The organism is Neobacillus sp. DY30, from assembly GCF_030123065.1.
Taxonomy (GTDB): Bacteria; Bacillota; Bacilli; order Bacillales; family Cytobacillaceae; genus Neobacillus.
In genome coordinates this window covers 2,519,780-2,541,103 of the sequence record NZ_CP126093.1, presented here as the reverse complement: position 1 = coordinate 2,541,103, position 21,324 = coordinate 2,519,780, and the positions used below count along the sequence as shown (strand labels likewise).

At 37.3% G+C, this 21,324-nt stretch carries 21 protein-coding genes; 5 read left to right on the top strand and 16 right to left on the bottom strand.

Features of this window, described 5'->3' with window-relative positions; translation table 11 throughout:
* Positions 1-24 precede the first annotated feature (24 nt).
* Positions 25-435 (top strand): hypothetical protein, encoded by a 411-nt coding sequence (locus tag QNH29_RS12145; RefSeq protein WP_283865014.1) that lies wholly within the window; start codon positions 25-27, stop codon positions 433-435.
* A 22-nt stretch (positions 436-457) separates the two neighbouring features.
* Here the strand turns inward: QNH29_RS12145 and QNH29_RS12140 are convergent, their stop codons facing one another.
* Together QNH29_RS12140 and QNH29_RS12135 are read right to left on the bottom strand one after the other, a co-directional pair.
* Positions 458-943 carry a hypothetical protein gene (locus QNH29_RS12140; RefSeq protein WP_283865013.1) on the bottom strand — a complete coding sequence of 162 codons (486 nt, stop codon included), beginning with the start codon at positions 941-943 and terminating at the stop codon, positions 458-460.
* A complete protein-coding gene (locus QNH29_RS12135) occupies positions 930-1,418 on the bottom strand; it encodes a hypothetical protein (protein WP_283865012.1) in 489 nt (162 codons plus the stop codon). Before QNH29_RS12135 ends, QNH29_RS12140 begins: the two co-directional genes overlap by 14 nt.
* Before the next feature lie 145 nt (positions 1,419-1,563).
* Between QNH29_RS12135 and QNH29_RS12130 the strand changes: the two genes are divergently transcribed.
* Positions 1,564-1,881, top strand: a complete 318-nt coding sequence (locus QNH29_RS12130; RefSeq protein WP_283865011.1) for an antibiotic biosynthesis monooxygenase — start codon at positions 1,564-1,566, stop codon at positions 1,879-1,881.
* A gap of 254 nt (positions 1,882-2,135) precedes the next feature.
* Here QNH29_RS12130 and QNH29_RS12125 read toward each other — a convergent pair whose 3' ends face one another.
* The 9 genes from QNH29_RS12125 to QNH29_RS12085 all read right to left on the bottom strand — a co-directional run bounded on the left by QNH29_RS12125 (position 2,136) and on the right by QNH29_RS12085 (position 14,201).
* Positions 2,136-5,273, bottom strand: coding sequence for an AAA family ATPase (locus QNH29_RS12125; RefSeq protein ID WP_283865010.1), 3,138 nt, complete (start codon positions 5,271-5,273; stop codon positions 2,136-2,138).
* Positions 5,270-6,415 carry an exonuclease SbcCD subunit D gene (locus QNH29_RS12120; protein ID WP_283865009.1) on the bottom strand — a complete coding sequence of 382 codons (1,146 nt, stop codon included), beginning with the start codon at positions 6,413-6,415 and terminating at the stop codon, positions 5,270-5,272. Before QNH29_RS12120 ends, QNH29_RS12125 begins: the two co-directional genes overlap by 4 nt.
* Positions 6,416-6,586: 171 nt before the next feature.
* Positions 6,587-6,787: a cold-shock protein gene (locus QNH29_RS12115; RefSeq protein ID WP_007083969.1), complete on the bottom strand. Its 201-nt coding sequence runs from the start codon at positions 6,785-6,787 to the stop codon at positions 6,587-6,589.
* A 250-nt stretch (positions 6,788-7,037) separates the two neighbouring features.
* Positions 7,038-8,852: a TIGR04190 family B12-binding domain/radical SAM domain protein gene (locus QNH29_RS12110; protein ID WP_283865008.1), complete on the bottom strand. Its 1,815-nt coding sequence runs from the start codon at positions 8,850-8,852 to the stop codon at positions 7,038-7,040.
* A gap of 147 nt (positions 8,853-8,999) precedes the next feature.
* Positions 9,000-9,356 carry an ArsR/SmtB family transcription factor gene (locus QNH29_RS12105; RefSeq protein WP_283865007.1) on the bottom strand — a complete coding sequence of 119 codons (357 nt, stop codon included), beginning with the start codon at positions 9,354-9,356 and terminating at the stop codon, positions 9,000-9,002.
* 19 nt (positions 9,357-9,375) lie between these two features.
* A complete protein-coding gene (locus tag QNH29_RS12100) occupies positions 9,376-11,124 on the bottom strand; it encodes a SulP family inorganic anion transporter (protein WP_283865006.1) in 1,749 nt (582 codons plus the stop codon).
* Positions 11,125-11,608: 484 nt separating this feature from the next.
* Positions 11,609-13,162, bottom strand: a complete 1,554-nt coding sequence (locus QNH29_RS12095) for an ATP-binding protein (protein ID WP_283865005.1) — start codon at positions 13,160-13,162, stop codon at positions 11,609-11,611.
* A gap of 224 nt (positions 13,163-13,386) precedes the next feature.
* Positions 13,387-13,875 (bottom strand): DinB family protein, encoded by a 489-nt coding sequence (locus QNH29_RS12090; protein ID WP_283865004.1) that lies wholly within the window; start codon positions 13,873-13,875, stop codon positions 13,387-13,389.
* A 158-nt stretch (positions 13,876-14,033) separates the two neighbouring features.
* Positions 14,034-14,201 carry a hypothetical protein gene (locus QNH29_RS12085; protein WP_179599821.1) on the bottom strand — a complete coding sequence of 56 codons (168 nt, stop codon included), beginning with the start codon at positions 14,199-14,201 and terminating at the stop codon, positions 14,034-14,036.
* A 113-nt stretch (positions 14,202-14,314) separates the two neighbouring features.
* Between QNH29_RS12085 and QNH29_RS12080 the strand changes: the two genes are divergently transcribed.
* The 3 genes from QNH29_RS12080 to QNH29_RS12070 all read left to right on the top strand — a co-directional run bounded on the left by QNH29_RS12080 (position 14,315) and on the right by QNH29_RS12070 (position 16,101).
* A complete protein-coding gene (locus tag QNH29_RS12080) occupies positions 14,315-14,521 on the top strand; it encodes a methionine aminopeptidase (protein ID WP_034673885.1) in 207 nt (68 codons plus the stop codon).
* Positions 14,522-14,652: 131 nt separating this feature from the next.
* A complete protein-coding gene (asnA, locus tag QNH29_RS12075) occupies positions 14,653-15,666 on the top strand; it encodes an aspartate--ammonia ligase (protein ID WP_283865003.1) in 1,014 nt (337 codons plus the stop codon).
* Between the two features lie 81 nt (positions 15,667-15,747).
* On the top strand, positions 15,748-16,101 hold the full coding sequence (locus QNH29_RS12070; RefSeq protein WP_283865002.1) for a hypothetical protein: 354 nt from the start codon (positions 15,748-15,750) through the stop codon (positions 16,099-16,101).
* Positions 16,102-16,192: 91 nt separating this feature from the next.
* Here the strand turns inward: QNH29_RS12070 and aspA are convergent, their stop codons facing one another.
* The 5 genes from aspA to pxpB form a co-directional block, all read right to left on the bottom strand.
* On the bottom strand, positions 16,193-17,617 hold the full coding sequence (aspA, locus tag QNH29_RS12065) for an aspartate ammonia-lyase (protein WP_283865001.1): 1,425 nt from the start codon (positions 17,615-17,617) through the stop codon (positions 16,193-16,195).
* 124 nt (positions 17,618-17,741) lie between these two features.
* Complete coding sequence (locus tag QNH29_RS12060; RefSeq protein ID WP_283865000.1) at positions 17,742-18,626, bottom strand: YitT family protein; 885 nt, start codon at positions 18,624-18,626, stop codon at positions 17,742-17,744.
* Between the two features lie 170 nt (positions 18,627-18,796).
* Positions 18,797-19,726, bottom strand: a complete 930-nt coding sequence (locus QNH29_RS12055; RefSeq protein WP_283864999.1) for a 5-oxoprolinase subunit C family protein — start codon at positions 19,724-19,726, stop codon at positions 18,797-18,799.
* 20 nt (positions 19,727-19,746) lie between these two features.
* Entirely contained in the window at positions 19,747-20,511 is a 765-nt protein-coding gene (locus QNH29_RS12050; RefSeq protein ID WP_283864998.1) for a 5-oxoprolinase subunit PxpA, read from the bottom strand.
* Positions 20,508-21,242: a 5-oxoprolinase subunit PxpB gene (gene pxpB / locus QNH29_RS12045; protein WP_283864997.1), complete on the bottom strand. Its 735-nt coding sequence runs from the start codon at positions 21,240-21,242 to the stop codon at positions 20,508-20,510. Before pxpB ends, QNH29_RS12050 begins: the two co-directional genes overlap by 4 nt.
* Positions 21,243-21,324: the final 82 nt, after the last annotated feature.

The window sequence follows — 21,324 nt, the reverse complement described above, 5'->3', positions numbered from 1 at the left end:
TTTTACAACAAAGGAAGAATGAAAATGAAGAGAAAATCATGGCCAATTATTTTAACTTTAACCCTGTTAACAGGATGTCAGAACGCTGAACTGAAGGAAGAAACAAGGCCTTCTACAGCACAAAAGGAACAGAAAACAGCAACAAAAACGAATACTACTTTTTCTTATCCAAATTTATTGTCCCAACATAAACAATCCTTTTCACTTTTAGTTATTGGTGATCCGGATAATCCCATTGAAAATAACAAAAGGATTACCGAAAAAGTAAATGATATATTAAGCTTACCTGAATTAGATATTGCCCAGACTGCCTATCCTGAGCTTAATATTATGACAGAGCCTGCATATATTCTCTTTGACCAGGCTGGCGTAGTTCATCAATCAAAGGATATTAATGAACTGACAACTTATTTAGAACAACATAACCCAAAATAAAAACCAGAATTTTTCTGGTTTTTTAACGTTTTAATTCAACCTTTCGGTAATACACAATCAGAATGGTTTGAGTGATGAGATAAAAACAAATTGAGTATATGATTTGGTATCCATGCTTATAATGAAAGATCCCAATCTTATGATTAACCCATTCAAAGCAATATGAAATGATTGTTGCAACAGTTATAAAAAGAACTATATATTTATCTTTCACACAGAATTTTTTAAAAAAATAAAGAAAAATATAGCCATATGGTGGATATAGAAGATATAAAACTAGATCCATACCTGTATATTGTGGACCATCCATAATATCATAATAATCAAATGGGGCGATTCCGAACGAGTTATCAATAATACTAGGAACAGTTAAACCGTACAAAAAGATAAGCACTGTAAATTGCTTAGAGAATACTTTTGGAAGATAGAAAAAGACACCCCAAGTGATGATAATGAAACCGAGTAGACAATAATCATTCAAACCAAATCCGGACTCAGTCCACGACATTGTTTTTCCCCCTCGAACGGGAATCGAGACCTCTATACCATTTCAAGCTTAATAATAAAACCAACAAAAATAGTGAAAAGTATAAAAAAGTATAAAGAGTATTCCATTGTTTAAAGGTGTACATACCTTTATATTCGTTTATTAAATCACTAACTACTATAATCATGCTAAATAGTGAAAAGAATAGTATTTTTCGAATCAAATGGCTTCTATCAATTAGTAAGGTGAAGCAGCACATTAATAATGGAACAAATACATTTTTAAAAATAAGAGCGGCGATATATAATTCCGTATCTGTCGTCGTTTTTATCCACTTAAACTCGTCGAACAATCCGATATAGGTATTAGTATTAATAAGACAGCTTAGTAAAAAAAGAAGTGTGACCTCTTTAACAGAGGCTTGCTGGTGAATTCTATTAAATAAAAACAGCCCAATAAGGACCCAGCTAATGAAAAAATAAAAGGTTAAAATCATGAATATGTCTCTCCTAATGTACCGCAGCCTCTTTTATCTACATTAGTTTTAACCTTATAAGCTAAATCATTCATACACCTTCATTATTGACCTCAATGATTAATTACCGTTATCATAATGACTATAAAATTAAGGAGGCTATATCATGTCTGCATTAGTTTTTATGGCTCTGTATCGTCCGAAGCCCGGAAAAGAGAATGAATTAAAAGAAATCCTTAAAGTACATATCCCCGTCCTTCGTGAGGAGGGCTTGATAACCGAACGTGAATTATTAACACTGCAAGCTGAGGACGGAACCATTATTGAAATAGCAGAATGGATGTCTAGTGAGGCAATTGATAAGGCTCATCAGTCTGAAAAAGTAATGGCAGTTTGGGACCAAATTGGTGCCGTTGCTGAACTCACAAATCTATCATCCCTTAAAGAAGCACAGTACCCTTTTCCAAATTTCAAAGCTATTTAGGGGTTTGATGAACAAAAAACACGAGAGATTCGTAATGAACTCTCGTGTTTTTTGGGTGACTGTGAACTTTACATTTTTACTATTTCGGTCACTCAGGAGCCGCTTATGGGACCGTGGACTTTACTTTTTCGCTATTTCGGGCACTCAGGACCTCCTTGAGTGACCGTGAACTTTGCTTTTTCACTTTTTCGGTCACTCAAGATTTCCTGTGAACCCTACTCTTTTCCTGTTCGGTCACTCAAACAGCAAACCCATTAATTTGTAAAAACAAATTCCGTCCGGCTTCCGGTTTGTCCGGCAATAACTTCAAGTCTAATATCGATTCTTTCTTTCAGTTCTGGAACGTGTGATATGATACCTACCAAACGCCCGCTGCTTTGGATGTCCATCAGCGCTTCAATGGCTTGGTCGAGGGATTCAGGGTCAAGCGTACCAAAACCTTCGTCAATAAACATCGTTTCCAATGAAACCCCGCCTGCATAGTTTTGGACGACATCCGCAAGCCCCAGAGCCAATGACAGTGAGGCTTTAAAGCTTTCTCCGCCTGATAATGTCTTTACATGACGCTCTTGTCCCGTATATTGGTCAAAAACTAGAAGCTCTAGACCGCTTTGAACATTCCCTTTGGAACGATCTGTTTTCCTTAAAAGTTCAAACCTTCCTGCTGTCATTTTCCTTAATCGGACATTTGCTTCCCGTAAGATATCATCTAGGAATGCCGCAAGTACATAACGTTCAAACGTAATTCGGTACGTATTTTGCCCTTTTGCAATTTCGTGCAGATGTCCAATCAGCTTATACCGTTCCTCTAATACCTTCATTTCCTCATTAATTCTTTCAACCTTGTTATAGATATCGAGGTTGTCCCGCCGCTTAACAAATAGATCTGTCCGTTGATTGGTTAGCTCAACAATTTCAAGTGCAAGATTTTCTAATAGTGCCTTTAACCCCTCAACATCAGGCGTCTTTACATCTTGTAGAAGCTCAGTTAATTCATTTAAGCGGTCTGTAACTGAGCGTAATTCTTCACGATAACTGCGAATGTCACCTTCAAGGATCTGTATTTCTTTCTCCGTTTTCTTAGATGAATGATAGACACTATAATTTTCAAAACCTTGATCTGCAAGTTTCGTAATAAAGATTTCTCTCTCTGCTTTAAGCTCCTGCTCTTTGCTAGAATGGTGTTTAACTGCATCTTGCAATCTGGCAGTTTCTGCTGCTTTCTTCTCTTTTACTGATTGTAATCGCTGTTGTGCCTCTTCTAGTCTTTTGACTAACAATTCATGCTTGTTTTTTGAGGTTTTAAGCGCGTCTTCGTATGCTGCCTGTGTTCGCAGATTCTCTGGGATTGACTTCATCATTCTTGTTAGATTCGTGTTCTTTTCCGTAAATTGTACAGTCAGCTCGTTTACATGAGCTGAAAGCTGTTGTATAGCACTTTTTAAAGATGTTTTTTCAGAATCACTCTTCTCTAGGTGTTTGTTAATTTGATCAAGCAGTTTGATTTGTTCATTTAGTGATTTTTGAGCATTCTGGAGATCCAACTTATTAACCAGAATCCCTGTTTTAATTGCGTGCAAATCAGTTTCCTTAAAGTCTGCCCGATAAGAGCGTATTTCTTTAAAAAACTCTTCACAGTTTTCCCGTTGTGTTTTTTCAATCGATTGACTCTCAAAAAAGAGGGATTCTGCTGCTGCTTTTTCTTTTTCTAAAAGAACAGCCTGCTGTTTAGCAGCTTTAAGATCTTCCTCATTCGGAATATGTGCCTCATCCACTGATGCTGGTGAAGGGTGATGCTCTGAACCACAAACTGGACATGCTTCACCTGTTGTAAGTTTAGCTGCTAACAGTGATGCTTGCCCATGTAGCCATTTATTCTCTAATTCTTCTACAAGTGCCTTTTCATCCAGGTACCTGGCACTTATATTTTCATATTTTCCAGCCTTCACTTTAAGATCTTTTAAAGCATTTTGATGGCGTCCAACATATAGTTCGTATTTCTCCAAGCGTTCTAGCTCAGCTTGCATTTTTTCCAGCTGCCGTTCATTTTCTATGAACTTCAGTTGGCCCTTCTCAATTTCTGCCTTTTTGTCAAGAAGTTTTTTCACCTTGTCTTCCAAACTCTGAAGGCCATTTTCAGCTGCTGCATGCTGTTCTCTCGCACTTTTGAGGGAAGCTTCAACTGACGCTGTCTCCCTTACTAAAGCAGCAAGTGAATAAACGTCGTCTTTCATATTGATTAGCTGATTAATAACTTCTAGTGCTTTTTGGCGCTCCCCTTCACGCTCATTTTCCGCCTGCCACTGTTGTTCATACTGTTTTGTGAGAACATCAAGTTTTTCGATTTCATTTTGGATTGACGTTACATTTTCCTTTAATTGATCCAATTCTCGCTTTAATCGGTGGCATAACTCTTCTTGCTGAGCTAATAGTGCTGCTTTATGCGCTAGCTGCACCTGTTTTTCTTTTTCTGCAAAAAATTCTGCTTGCGATTCAAGTCTAATTTTTTCCGCTTTTAATGCTTCTCTCGTTTGGATTTGTTTTAATATGGTTTCTGCTTCAAACAGCTTGCCTTTTAATTTATCTTGTTCCTGTTCCTTTTCTTTTAGGGAGATAACCAATTTTTCAAGCAGGCTTTCCATGCCCTTGATTTCGTCCTGTAAAAGAGGCATGAGTATCAAATCATTTACATTGTCTGCTTCCAAATATTCTTTAAGCTCGTCGTTCGTTTCAGCTTGTATCCTGCGCAGGTTTTCAGTTCTAGTCTGAACCTGCATCTCAACTGAGTTTTTCAACTCTGATGATTCAGTCTTTAGCCTTTCTTCGACCATCTTATAGATCTTTGTATGGAATAATCGCTGTAAAATAACTTCTTTATCCTTGCTGTCAGACGTTAAAAGCTTTCGAAATTCCCCTTGAGGAATCATTAAAATTTGGCGGAACTGATTGCTGTCAATCAGCATAATCTCTTTAATTTTTTCTTCAACATCATTGATTTTTGTAGCAAGTAATTTCTTTTCCCCGTTCTCATCCCAGCTATATAATTCTGCTTTAGCTGGTAATGTTGTAAATCCTTCACCCTTTTCCTTTTTTTTAGGCTGTTGCGGAAGGCGGGTAATCGAATAAACTTTGTTTCGGATAGCGAAGTCCAGTGAGACCTCTGTGACCAAATCTGCTCTTGCAAATTGGCTTCTTAATTCGGGGCCGTTACGGTCCTCCCCGCTTGCTTTCCCATATATCGCATAACTAATCGCATCAAAAATTGTCGTCTTACCCGCCCCTGTTTTCCCAGAGATCACAAACATGGTGCGATTACCAAGCTGTGTAAAATCTATGGTCTCTACATCCGCATAAGGACCGAAAGCCTGCATGGTTAGTTTCAATGGTCTCACTTAGCTGCCTCCTGTCGTAACACTTTTTCAATTACGTCTGCCATTACTTCCTTTTTATCGGAGGAGAATTCAGCTGTTGTCATTTCTGTATAAAATTGCTCAAATAAGTCAAGCTCAGACTTTTTCTCGTTTCGTGTGATATTGAATGACTGCTTTTTCTTCATATCCGTTATATCTATTTTCCGTTCAAGATGTAAAACGTTCGGATAAACTTGACGTAATTTATTGATAGGGTCAAGCAGTGCCCCTTCATCTAGCAAGGTGATTTTTAAATAGTCATGCAAGCTTTGTTTTTCATAAAAGAGAGGATCTAATAACTCCTCGAGATGTCCTTCAATTTCACGCATGTCATGGGTTGGATTCAACGAGCGGTATCGATGAGAAAAGTTTCCTTTTTCATCCATTTCAATTATGGAAATAGATTTATTTTGTTTTGCTTCTGAAAAAGAATATTTTAATAGCGATCCAGCATATTTAACCTTGTTATGCTTGATGGCATCCGGGCTATGGAGATGTCCAAGAGCTGTATAGGAAAACGGTTCGAATAGCTCTGCACCTACACAACCAGAACCTCCGACGGATAAAACTCGCTCGGAGTCTGATGTCTGCCCCCCTAGCACAAAAGCATGTCCTACCAAGACGTTGGGCTCATTAGGGTTTAAGTTCTGCTCCATTTTTCCAATTAGTGCCTTCATCGCATCCTGATGGGAATGTATGGAATCATCGTCAAGAAGCTGACGTACCACTCCAGGTTCTGCAAAAGGAACTAAATAAAAATTAACACCGTTAACCTGTACGGGTTTAAAACTATTTGTCAGCTTACCAGATAAGTAGAATTGGCTGTGTTTATACCATGAGCTGCCGAATGACAATCTTTCTGCACTGTCATGGTTTCCGGCAATCGCAACAACGGGGGTCTTCAGCTCAACATTGATTTTAAATAAGATTTCATCTAATAAATCAACGGCGTCGGTTGGCGGTACTGAACGATCATATAAATCACCGGCAATGACAACGGCGTCCGGTTTTTCTTCGGCAACAACTTCTACAAATTGATTTAGTGCTTCCCGCTGATTTTCTGTCATGTACACACCATGCACTAACTTACCTAAGTGCCAGTCAGCAGTATGGATAAATTTCATTTAATCACCCCATCTTTATTTACTCGTAACTACTATTATAGCAAAATACCATCTTTTGTGAGGTTGGAAATCGTAGAAATTAAAGGGAAAAGCGTATAGGCATTTTTTATGTTTATAACGCAAAAAACAGCCCGACACTTGGCCGGGCTGTTAAATCATTGGCTTCATAAATTACTTTTTAGTTACGTTAGCAGCTTGTGGTCCACGAGCACCTTCAACAACTTCGAAAGATACTTCTTGACCTTCTTCTAAAGTTTTGAAACCTTCTGTTTGGATAGCAGAATAGTGAACGAATACGTCGTTTCCGTCTTCAGCTTCGATGAAACCGAAACCTTTTTCAGAGTTAAACCATTTTACTTTACCGTTTTTCATGTAAAAAAATCCCCCTATTGGCTTAGAGTAAGCCATGTGTAAAATTCACCAAATTACAACGTGATAGCTTTACTTCCACTTTCTTATCCAAACTTCAGTTAAAACTTGAACAAGCTTTGTAACATAAATCTAATCTCGTGCAACGGCTGTCTAAAATTTAACATTTTTTAGCTGTACTGTCAATAAAGCACTATAGACAAAAGCCTACAAAATTCGAGGTTTGTAAGGCATTTACAGCCAATTCATACCCTTACCTTTCGTGCTGATTGCTTCTTGGATTCGTAACCATTACTTGGTTTCTATCAATCTTGCCAATCTTACATTTTATATCTTTGATGACATCTTTTATAAGCAATTCTAAGCTGATCCAGGTTAGCGATGCGAAGTTTGCAAACAGCTTTTTAACCTCCCATTTCAGTTCATTTTCACCACATATACTGTGACGGTTGATTTGCTCTACTTCATCCTTAATAATGGAAAGTTGTCTTTGTTTTTCATCATTTGGCAGCAGTTCTATTGCGTCAAGTCGGTTAAGAAATTCTATAGACTTTTCGATTTTCAGTCTGACTTCATCATGGACATCCTTTGCAATGATATGATTCCTATATTTAAATTCATTTAACTTCAAAGCAGAATCATAGGTGGCTTTTACGATCTCGTCCCTCGTCATACTGTTGGTTTCGTAACTCAGCATATTTTTCCAGGAAGGCTGCTTCATGGCCTCCCGGAAGTCTTCAAGTTTATGGCAAAACTTCTTGTAACCATATCTGTCTGGGTTTTCAAACGCTGGACTGCCCGGGTCTAAGAATGGTGAGAGTGGAGCGACAAAATAAGAAATCCGAGAATCCTCACCACACTCTTTGTGAATAATTTCACAAAAGTCGACATTCCTCATCGCACTTTCATAACTTTGGTTAGGGATCCCCGTCATGAAAAACAAGTCAACTTTCGCACAGCCATGCTTTAATGCATATTGGAGCATTTCTATCACTTTCGCATTTGTACATGGCAGCTTTCCATTATATTTGCGGATGTCCTCATCTGCAGATTCTAGGGTAAGCTCAATACTATACTTAGGCATATCCTTATTTAATCTTTCAAAAAATTTCTCATCGGCATAATTAAACAGTTCAAACACAATCTCATTTTTCATCTTTATGTTTGAAAGGCCATTGAGAAATTCATCAACGTACTCCTTACCGCCCTGCCTTATATCATTCAAAAGAAATATAGGTGCCCGTGTAAACCTCTGTATGAGGGCAATATCCTCTAGCATCCTTTTTGGTGAACGCATCACGAGCTTTTTCCGATTACAGTTTAATTCATATGCATCCTTTGAACCCCCGCAGATTAGACAGTTATAGTTACACCCCTTTGAGGTTAAGATTGCTGTATTAGGATACTGAATCCACCCCTTATATGGCAAAGCATCTAATAGATTAAAATACTTAAAGACCGAACCAATGATGTAACGGTATCCAGGTAAATTAAACTCATCGAGACTATCGGGTACATAGGTGATCTCGTTGTAGTAATATTGGTTATTTCGCTTCCAAGTTAGATTGGGTATATCTGAAAATCCCGATACATCCTTTTTCTCAAGCTTATTGAGGAGCATAAGTATTAATTTTTCCGTGGTATCACCGCGAACGACAAAATCAATACAAGGATATTCTATTAATTCCTTATGGAAATAGGTACTAGATAATCCACCGAACATAACAGGAGTATCCGGGTGATATTTCTTGATAATTTTTGCTAACTCTACACTTCCATGTGCATGGGGAAGCCAATGCAAATCAATTCCAAATGCCTTTGCTTTGATATTACGGATTTTCTTCTCAACATCAAAATTTGGATGTAACAGCATTCGATTAGCGATATTAACAATCTTCACTTTTAAACCAAATCGTTCTAGATAGTCACCAATACTTGTCAATCCAATTGGATACATTTCGAATACGGGTGAGGATGGAACTACATCGCTGATTGGACCGGTAAATAGCATTTCTTTTCTGAAGTCATAAACAGTTGGCGGATGCAGCAGTACCAAGTCGTAAATCATTTGATCACTTCCTAGCTTTTCTCATATTTGATTACACCTTTATCGTAATATAAGAATTAAGGAAAATGTTGACATAAATATTACAATTAATTGATAATTATAAAAACAATATAAACCTAAATTTAAACGTAAAAAAGCCGAAGATTGTTATTTCTTCGGCATGGTCATTACTTCTTCATCCTCGTCTCGAAACTTATCTAATATCGTAATCGTGTCTACTAGATGATTATTAAAAATCTGACGAGCTACTGCCAGCAGTTCGACGATCATAGGGTCTTTAAGTGTATAAATGACTTTATTCCCTTCCTTTGTACCAGAAACAATGTTTTTTGCTCTTAATACCGTTAACTGCTGAGAAACAGCAGACCCTTCACTGCCAACCAGGGTTTGAATTTCATTTACATTTTTATCCCCTTCTGCTAACAGCTCTAATATGCGGATCCTCAAAGGATGTGCCAGTGCTTTGAAAAATTCCGCCTTAAATTGCTGCATTTCAAGATTCAATCCATTCACTTCCTTCAATCTAGTAAGTAGCCGAGAGCTTCTGTTTGCTGCTGTCCATAACTTCGGAAGCCGAAAGCTTCTTACATTCTTTAAATGCGAAGTGTTTACAGCCACGACATTTATTTTGCTCCAGCTGCGTTAACGCAAACTGAATGGCGTCACCTGTGTGTGTAAAGAAATGCCCCTGACCAATAACTTCATATAAGCCGGTACTTACCAAAACATTTTTAGGCTGTTCGTTTATTCCCGATATGATTACTATACCATTTTTTGAAAAATGGGACACAATACTAGCCAAATTTGCCTCACCAGTCGTATCCATAAATGGAACCCTGCTCATCCGTAATAACAGAATTTTAGGTCGGTAGTTTATCGTATTCATAATGGATGTTTCAAACGTCTGGGCCGCTCCAAAAAATAATGGACCTTCTACATTATAGATACTAATTTGAGGACAATCATGTGTATCTGTTACGATTTGTGTCTCGACTTTTGCATGTTTATGCTGCAAGTTTGGCAATGCCTTGGCAGTAGTCATTAGATTGCTCATTCTCATCGTAAATAGAACCGCCGCCATCACTAATCCAACTTCTACGGCCATTGTCAAATTAACAAAAACCGTTAATAAAAAGGTAACAACTAAGACCAAGGAATCCGTAGATTTTGTCTTTAAAATATGGGCAAATACCTTCCGTTCACTCATATTCCATGCAACCACCATCAATATAGGTGCCATGCTTGCAAGCGGAATAAAAGAAGCAAATGGAGCAAAAAACAGTAACACAAGCAAAACGACTACACCATGAATAATCCCAGACAATGGTGAAACGGCACCATTTTTGATATTTGTGGCTGTTCTCGCAATTGCACCAGTTGCCGGAATACCACCAAACAGTGGAGTTACCATATTGGCAATCCCCTGACCAATTAGTTCCTTGTTGCTATTATGCTTGCTATTCGTCATGCCATCGGCAACGACCGCTGAAAGCAAGCTTTCAATTCCCCCGAGCATTGCAATGACAAACGCTGGTTTTAAGAGAGTCATAATCATCTCTACGCTCAAATCAGGTATTTGCAGCTTTGGCAAAGTACTTGGAATTTCTCCATAGGCTGTTCCAATCGTTGCTACCTGATTGGGAAAGAACAGAGTTGCAATCATCGTTGAAACCAATAAACCAATTAATGGTCCTGGAACCTTTAGAGCAATTTTTGGAGTCAATAGTATCGTTGCTAAGCAAATGACTGCTGTTAAAATACTATAAGGGTTAATACTGTCCATGTGGATCATAATCTCTTTTAAATTATTAATAAATTCTTCATGTTTCTTAATACCTGTCAACCCTAGGAAACTAGCAATCTGCCCGGTAAAAATGGTGATAGCAATTCCTGTTGTAAATCCAATTGTTACTGGTCTTGGAATGAACTTAATTAATGAACCAAGCTTAAAGATCCCCATTAAGAGCAGCATAATGCCCGCTAAGAAACCTGCAATTAACAAATTTTCATATCCGTACGTCATGACAATTCCAAATAGGATAGGGATAAACGCACCGGTTGGGCCGCCAATTTGATACTTCGATCCTCCACATAGTGAGATGAGTATACCAGCAACAATGGTTGTGTAGATTCCATATTCCGGTTTCACGCCTGAAGCAATTGCAAAGGCCATCCCAAGAGGAATCGCGATTACACCGACAATGAGTCCTGAGAAAACATCTTTTGGTACATGAGTTAAGGAATATTGATGGAATCTTTTGTCACTATACATATAAACCCTTCTTATCATTTTAAATTTGTATATCTGATTATTTGAATATAGAGGAATTCAAAATAATAATCAAGACTTATGTTTTAAAACATTTTCCAGTTGTGTTGTCCCTGCCTTCTGTGTTATATTAATTAAGCGATGAGCTGAGTTGTGTAAGTCGAGAAACATTCCTTTAAGGAGCACACTATGTGGAGTGTGGTTTTTCGCCTCAATACGCAAAAAGACGTCTTGCTATATGCAGACGTCTTTTTTATTTGTGATGGTTTGTTTGATTTCGATGAGTTGGCATGCTTTTTGATTATATAAACAATTGCAGTTATTCATCGTCTTCATGAGGGACTGTATTACACTTTTTAACAAAGTTTTGGGCTCTCATTGCCTTATAGATGAAGGCAGCATTGCAAGAGGAATTTTTGAAATGTTCAACGGCGATTAAATTATAAGCTAAAAAGGTAAAGGGCAGAATTCATTTCTGCCCTTTTTACTAATAGAGTTTATTTTGACCAATGTATTCAGAAAGTGCAACCTGTAAGGTTCCCTTTAACTCGGCGGTGTGTTCAAATGTAATACCTGAGTTAATAACAAGCTTAACAATTTCTGGTCGCAGACCTGTAATAACTGTTTTACAACCCATCATAGAGACACCATTAATTACGCGAGTCAGATGCTGGATCACTTCAATCTCCATTACAACAGCACCTGAAAGATCCAATATTAACGTATGAATATGCGAATTTCCAATTTCCGTAATCAATTTATCTTCTATCGTACTCGCCCTAAAACTATCAATTGCACCAATTAACGGTAAAATGCTTATATCGCTCGAGATTGGAATAATCGGAACAGAAAGATTCTCAAGCAGTTTTCTTTGAGCGTCTAACAATTCATCTTTGTATCTGCTATATTGTATAAAAAATGAATTGAGAAATTGGTCAAATTGCCGATTGATGTTTTTCTCCAAATTAAAATAAAACTCTGAAGTATGATTATTATTTTTATTAAGATCAAAATTATAGAGAAACTCCCACACTGTCCTCCTAATCGCTTGAATCCACTCCAATTTAAAAGCTATGGTTAAAGAATATTTAGCCCAAGCCATTCCTTCCTGTTTAGCGAAAGAGATTAATTCATGTTCACGTTCCTCTACTATCAGTAACACGAGTTTATGTGCGTTGCTTAATAGATTAATATTTCCATATCTATGTATCTCTTCAATTTTATCTCTAACATTTATGGCTTCTTCTAATAATCGATCCTGAAAAATATCTTTATTGGCAAGAAAATATTCCTTTATAGACAAAGTTTCTTCATAGCTTAAATTCAACTTTATTACACCTCTATTTTTCGAGTCATTTCGAACAGGTATTCTTAAGGTAAATTTTGTTCCTTTATTTACCTCACTCTCGACATTAATTCTTCCGCCATGCTGGTACACGGTCGAAAACACTTGGGTTAACCCCATTCCGGTACCGAGATCTTTGGTTGAAAAGAACGGTGTACCTAATAAGGATATCTTTTCATCAGGGATTCCTACCCCCGTATCTTCAATACATACAACTATTTCTTTTCCATCAGCAAAATGGCTGATCGTTAATGAACCAGATTCGTTCATGGATTCTAATGCATTTTTAATTAGATTAAAGAAAGCCTTTTTAAACTGATTTTTTTTACCATAAATCGGTATATTTGTATCAAAATAACTTGTATTTATTTGAATATCATATATTTTATCTTGAAATAAATTTAGAATTGATTCCATTTCAACTGCAATAAGGAAAGACTGTGGTTGTTCATCTTCCTGATCAGGTTTAGAAACCTGAAGAAGATCATTCAGAGTTGTTAACGCGTTTTCTAATTCTAACTGCGCGATGTTAAGGTACTCAGCATTATTTTCATGCTCGAGTAATTGCAAAAATCCTTTAACCGCGGTTAATGGATTACGAACTTCATGAGCAATACCTGCAGCAATTTGCCCGACGGAAGCTAATTGTGTTAAATGCTTTTCACTTTGACTCGGTACTGGATTTAATACTTTCAACGTAACAATTCCTCTCTCCTCATGATTTTCTATCAGTTGCTTGTTGAAACTATTATTTCGTCTCTCTAAGTACAAATATTACCAAAATATTCGAAAAATTAACAGGATACAAACTACTAGAATATTCCCTAAAACCGGAAATAACTCTCTATATCGGAGATACAAAGTACTATATTACAAAAAATTTACATAATAAAAAGTGCAGCTAGTTTCGCTGCACAAAATTAACTTACTCCTAGTTCCTTCATCCATGAACCTTGCATCTTTCGGATTGTTACAATTTGTCCGATATGATAGGCGTTGTGGAGTGTGATACTAGAAATCGATTCCAACCACGTTTCTGTCGATTGTTCGCTTATATATTGATCAAACTTTTCATCTTCACTTTTCTCAATTGTCTCAACCCAATCGGTCATTACTTGATTAAATTCTTGTAAGACCTGCTCCCATTCGGACTCATATAGATAGGTAAAAGTGCTATCATTATTACCTTCCATCTTTCGAAATTCACTGTTTTTAAAGCGGTCTAAGAACCGTTTATTCCAAAATACTAAATGACTAATAATTTCCCTGATAGAATTCTCCGATTCGGATTGCTTCCAAAGGGCATTCTCCGGAGTTAATCCAGCTACTGCTTTTTCAAACGAGACAAACCAGTGGCTTTTTTTATGACAACAAAGGAATTGTTCGAGCAATACATCTTTGCGATTCATTATGCTTTTCTCCTCAAAATAATTGTTATACCCTATTATTTTCGACTAAACCTTTCAATAACCTTTATTTAAACTTTAGTTTTTTTATACATTCTAATTAAAATCCATTATAAAAAATAACAAAGTGACGATAATTTCATCATCGTCACCATTGATCACTATTTTTTTATCTTTTTCTGTTTTTGGATAAACTCGTCACGTTCTCCTCCATCGGATAGCTCCTCTGAAAACTCATGGTTAACACTTTGATCGCGGCGCTCAAAAGGCCGTACAATTCTTGCAGGGATATTATTATTAGGCGCAGCCTGTTCATTCCAATCACTCATATTATCACCTCTTGTATTTATTTTTTGATAGATGATTAAAAACATACGAATTCACTGTTTGCATAAATATTCCATTTTGTTCTCATACTAAATAAAAACGTGAGGTGAAAAACATGGGTTTAATTAACTCCTTTAACCAATGGAGGGAAACAAGATATCAAAATCATGTTTCTCATATGAAGAATCAGGACAAATGTCCCGATTGTTATGGAAGAGGATTTACTGTTTATCCATATAATGAATTTGCTTATTATAACTCCGTTGAATGCCCGGGCTGTCAAGGCAGCGGAGCATACTCAGATTGGGATCAATTAAGGTAGTACAATAACGTCTCTTCACCAAGTTATACGGTGGAGGGATTTTTTTTTTCTAAACCAGTGGTAAGGCAATGATAACTTTGCTATAATTTCAGAATATTTATTTTGTTTTTTTTCTGGAGGTTTTTTATTTTATGTCAAATTCACTATCTACACAAATTGGTTACTCTTCAAAATTAAATCTTTTGCAAACTGAAATTGCGATTAAACAAACAAAGGATTACTTTGAAAGTTCCTTAGCCGAATCGCTAAATTTAACACGGGTATCAGCCCCTATTCTTCTGAAATCTGGAAAGGGTTTAAATGATGACTTAAATGGTGTGGAACGAATGGTATCCTTTGAGGCAATAGATATTAAGAATGCAAACATTGAAATCGTTCAATCATTAGCAAAATGGAAAAGAATGGCGTTGGCAAGGTATGGCTTCGCATTGGATGAAGGCCTTTATACAGATATGAATGCCATTAGAAGAGATGAAGTTTTGGATCATTTGCATTCTATTTATGTTGACCAATGGGATTGGGAGAAAATCATTTCAAAAGAGCAACGAAATATGGAGACGTTAAAATCCGAGGTTCAAAAAATATTTCAAGTCTTCAAAAACACTGAAAAACATTTACACGAGCTTTATCCTGTGCTAGAGCCTGTTCTGCCTGAAGACATTCATTTTATTACCACACAGGAACTTGAAAACAAGTACCCCGCGCTTACATCAAAAGAACGGGAAGACAGGATCGCAAAAGAATATGGCGCGGTGTTTATCATGCAGATAGGTGGTCAGTTAATGTCGGGAGAAAAACACGATGGCCGTTCTCCGGATTATGATGATTGGTCCTTAAACGGTGACATTATATTCTGGTATCCTCCTTTAGAACAAGCAATCGAGGTTTCTTCGATGGGCATCCGTGTAGATGAAGATGCGTTGAAAAAACAATTAAAGTTATCTAATACGGAAGAGAGAATGTCTCTAGAATACCATCAAGCCATTCTAAATCGTGAACTTCCTTATACCATTGGCGGAGGTATTGGACAATCAAGAATATGTATGTTTTTTCTTAAAAAGATACATATTGGCGAGGTTCAAGTTTCCGTATGGAACGATCAAATCATTGAGGAATGTTCAAAAGCGAATATAACTTTATTGTAACTTTTCTTATCACGAATAATAAACAGACTTTCTGGAGATTTATAAAGATAGTATGCTGTATATTTCTCTGGGGGTGCTTTAATGTCTGTTTTTGTATATCAGACGTTTATTATTAAACAAAATACGTTTAAAGAAGCAATAGACAATTTAAGAGAGATAAAAAAATTCAGAAATGACAATTATAACCACCATGTTGAAATTCTGACACCGATATCTGGTGAAGATCATACCTATGCACTGCTATCTACCTATGATGGATTGGGTGAAATGGAATTAGAGAACAAAAGGCTGTTTGATGATGATGAATATTTAGAACTTATAGGTCCTTTTTTCCTTGAAAACATTAAAGAAGGAAGCATGTATACGCAGATATACCGAGGATTAAGTGATAAAAAGAGTGACAAACAGGATGATAAGAAGAAAAGCGAGAAATAAAAAAAATTCGTACGGTGATACTCGCGTACGACTAATACTACAAAAGGGTACCCTCATTAATGGGCACCCTTTTCTTTAACTCATTTAGCTGCTAATCCCTATCCAGCAATTCTTCTCCAGCAATCCCTGGTTCTGTCATTTCATACACATTTAAAATAATATCTAATTCCTCTTCTGTTAACACATCATGTTGTAAACATAATTCACGGACGGATTTCCCCGTAAGGACAGCTTCCCTCGCAATACGGGCTGCCACTTCATATCCGAGGTGAGGATTGACTGCTGTAATAATCCCAACGCTTTTGTCTACATATTCCTTTAAACGCTCTTCGTTAGCTTCAATGCCGGCTAAGCAATGGTCCGTAAAGACGCGGAACCCATTGTTCATAATACTGATGGATTGTAGGAGGTTAAAGACTAAAACAGGCTCCATTACATTTAATTCTAATTGACCTGCCTCGGAGGCAAGGCAAATCGTGTGGTCATTCCCAATAACCTGGAAGGCAATTTGATTTATTAATTCTGGCATAACTGGATTTACCTTTCCAGGCATGATTGACGAACCTGGCTGACGTGCAGGAAGTCGAATTTCTCCCAGCCCTGCACGTGGACCTGAAGCCATTAGGCGCAGATCATTTGCTATTTTCGACATATTCATCATGCAAACCTTAAGTGCAGCCGAAACCTCTGTATAGGCATCTGTATTCTGGGTAGCATCCACTAGATGCTCTGCATTTACAAGCGGGAAGCCGCTAATTTCAGCAAGCTGTTTAACTACATCTTTAATATATTTTGGATCTGCATTTAATCCTGTTCCGACTGCAGTAGCTCCCATATTCACTTCCAATAAATGTTCGCGTGTATGTTTAATTCGATTAATATCACGAGCCAGCACTCGAGAGTATGCTTCAAATTCTTGTCCTAAGCGGATAGGTACGGCATCTTGAAGATGAGTACGCCCCATCTTAATAACCTTCTCAAACTGGACAGCTTTTTGTTTAAAGACTTTTTGCATATCATCCATTGTAACCAGCAGGTTCTCTAATAATGTCAATGTAGATATATGTATAGCAGTTGGAAATACATCATTTGTTGATTGTGACATATTTACATGTGTGTTTGGACTTAAATGGAAATAATTACCCTTTTCCTGACCAAGTAATTCAAGTCCTCGGTTGGCAATCACTTCATTCATATTCATGTTCATGGATGTACCTGCACCGCCCTGAATTGGGTCCACGATAAATTGATCGTCCCACTTCCCAGCAATGATTTCATCGGCTGCTTGTACAATGACATTCGCAAGATCTTTATACAACCGTGTTGTGTTCATATTAGCGATGGCCGCCGCTTTTTTTACCATTGCAAGCGCTCTAATTAGAGACTCATGAATGCGATATCCTGTAATAGGGAAATTCTCTACTGCTCTTATGGTTTGAATCCCATAGTACGCATCAAACGGTATTTCTTTTTGCCCCAGGAAATCCTTCTCGATTCTTGTCTTGTTTGTTGACATCCCATTTCATCCTTTTCTTGTAAACTATCAGTTACATATCAAATGTAACATAAAAACGTTTGCAATGGGACATAAAAAATCTCAGGAACTTTGCCCCTGAGATTTTTTCTATGTACAACCAATATTAATGGATGTCCCTCTTTTTAAAACGACCACCCCGAACTTCGGATATGTCAGCAATCGCCAAGAAGGCATTGGGATCAATTTCCTCTACAATCGTAGTCAATTTGGATTCCTCTAGTCGAGTAATGATACTAAAAATAACCTTCTTATGGTCACCAGTATAGGCTCCCTCACCCTTTAGGTATGTTACACCACGGCCTAAACGAGCATTAACGGCACTTCCGATTTCTTCCGCTAAATCACTGATAATCCAAACTGATTTGGATTCTTCAAAACCGTCAACTACTGTATCAATTGCTTTTGCAGCAATTACGTATGCTAATACGGAGTACATTGCCCGATCAAAACTGAACACAAATCCGGCTGCACCTAAAATAAAGATATTGATAAACATAATGATTTGCCCAACTGAGAACGGAACTTTTTTGGTTATGACGAGTGACAGGATTTCTGTCCCATCTAACGCACCGCCGAAGCGAATAACAATACCCACTCCAATTCCTAAGATCATGCCTCCAAAAATCGTTGCAAGAAGAATATCATCGGTAAAAGCAGGTACTGGGTGAAATAATGTTGTAAAAACAGATAAAACTATTATTCCATAAACAGTAGAGATCGCAAAAGTTTTTCCCATCTGCTTGTAGCCTAAATAAACAAATGGCAGGTTTAACACGAAAAGAAAGATACCAAGTTCAAAACCCGTTAGATGAGATAACATGATTGATATACCTGTTACCCCTCCATCAATAACCTTGTTTGGGACTAAAAAGATCTCTAGACCGACAGCCATTAATATGGCACCGAGGGTAATGGATATCGCTCGAAAGATTTTTTTAGTAAGAGGCAGCTTTCGATGTTGTACCTTTCCGTTTACTATTTCTGTCACACAATCACACCTTATGAAAAATTTATTAATAAAACCAAATTGGAGAATGAACTTTACTACTAGTTCTCTGACTAGGTTATTATTACCAATTAATGTAGCCTTATGAATCAATTATTATTTACTATCATTATACCATAAACCTATTAAAAATGAACTCAAGTTCATGTTAATCAAGAATATGACCTAGAAATGCTATATAAAAAATCAAGCTTTCTTTTATTATCAATTAGAAGATTTTGAGCATTTTCTAAGGAAATTTCCTTAAACTTTATCCTAGTCCCCGGCTGTGCTTGAGCAAGAAGTGGCATATCTGCGGTTAAAACACTTCCAATTCTAGAATACCCTCCCGTTGTTTGGTGTTCTGCCATTAGGATGATAGGCTGTCCGCTAGCTGGGACTTGTATTCCCCCCAAAGGAATGGCGTCAGAAATAATATCAGCCATACCACTATGTTCAATTTTGGTACCTGTTAATTGATATCCCATTCGATTTGATTGAGAGGTTATAGTATATTCTTCAGTTAGAAACGTTTCGAGTCCTGAAGAGGTAAATTTACCAGTATGCGGACCTAGTATTACACTTACTGTTAAAGGATTTGTATATTTCGGAATATGCTTGGTGTGCAGAAATCTATTTCTTCCAGTGAAAGGATTTCCAAAAAGAATATCCCCCTTTTTTAAAGCTCTGCCTTCATAACCTCCAAATTTTCCTGTTAAATATGTTGATTTACTATTAAGTACACAAGGTACATCAATTCCACCTGCAATGCTTATGTATGTCCTTGCACCCTCTTTCAGCTCGCCAAATGAAAGGGTTTGCCCTCTTTTAATCACGAGGCTTTTCCAGAGTGGAATCTCCCGTTCATTGATTTGGGGTGATAAATTCCCGCCACAAATGGCGATAGAGACATCATGTAAAGCCATCAAGACAGGTCCAATAAGCGGCGCTTCAAGTGCAGCCTCACCTAATTCGTTTCCAACTAGTATATTGCCGATCTGCAAAGAATAAGGATCCATAGCACCTGAAGGGCTAACCCCAAATTCACGGAACCCATGCCTGCCAAGGTCTTGTACCGTTGTTTGCAATCCTGGTTTTAACACTTTAAAGATTGGGATCCTCATCAACTAGACCAACTCTTTCTTACTTCTATATTTTCTTTTGTTAAGGCATATTTTAATTCGGTTATAAAATCTAAAGCAGCAGGTTCATCACCATGGACACAGACTGTATCTGCAGTGATAGCAATATCCGTTCCATCCGTTGTCGTAACTTTCCCTTCTTTTATCATACGGATGATTCTTTGGGCTGCAATATTCATATCATGAATCATGCTGTTATCATCATTTCTAGATGTCAACGACCCATCAATTTGGTAGGTTCGGTCTGCAAACACTTCCTGTGCTGTCATTAGACCCTTTTCTTTTCCAGCTTGGATAAGTTCACTTCCAGAAAGCCCAAAAAGGATCAACTTCGCATCAAAATCTGTAACAGCCTGAGCAATGGCATCTGCAATCACTCTAGATTTAGCAGCCATATTATACAAGGCTCCATGGGGTTTAACATGGACGAGGTTAACGCCTTCAGCTTTGGCAAATGCACTTAAGGCACCCATCTGATAAAGTGTAAGATTGTAGATCTCCCTCGGTGATACATTCATTTCCCTCCGGCCAAACCCCAAAATATCTGGAAATCCAGGATGTGCACCAATGTTAACATGATATTTTTTAGCCAATTGGATAGTTTCCATCATTACATTATGATCCCCCGCATGGTAGCCGCAAGCAATATTGGCAGATGAAATATGCTTCAAAACCTCTTTATCATTCCCAATTTTAAATAATCCATAACTTTCTCCAAGATCACAATTGATGTCAATGTAACTCATGGTAAACTATCTCCTTTCTTGTAAGTCAATACTTTATACTTTTTTAATGCAGCCATCTCTTTAATGGCAAGATACTCATCGATATCCACAGGGAAAAAGGATACATAATTGCCTGCAGACAAGAGTGACGGATTGTTATTCTCGATATCAAATAATGGTATAGGGGTTATACCTATAATTCTCCAGCCTGAAGGGACCTCAACAGGATAAATTCCTGTTTGGTCACCGCCGATCCCCACTGAGCCTGCTGCTACCTTCGCTCTTGGGATTTCTAGACGCGGCGTTGAAATTTTTTTATTTAACCCGCCAAGATAGGGAAAGCCTGGTACAAAACCAATCATATGAACTAAATATTCTTGGTTACAATGATATTGAATAACTTCTAGTTCACTGATGTGATTGTACTCTGCAACGAATCGTAAATCTGGTCCAGTCTTTTCCCCATAATAAACTGGAATCCTATAGACAATAGGAGTATGCGGTTTTGTTTCCTTTGCTGATTCCATTACAGAATAAACGATTTTTTCTAATTGGCTATACCTAATTTTGCAGGGATTATAAAAAATCGCAATCGTAGTAAACGTAGGGACGCACTCAATAACACCATCAATCTTATAACCCATAATGTTATGTAAAAATCGATAAATTTCGTGATGAGTACTCTCTTCAATTTCATTACCAAATGAAATCCTGATTGCTGAATCTCCTAATGCCATAATTTCAACACTCATTGTCTCACCTATTTTCAAACTATTTGTTAAATTACTATATACTTTATTTAATGCAATTCAATAAAGCAATAAAAAACGCTCT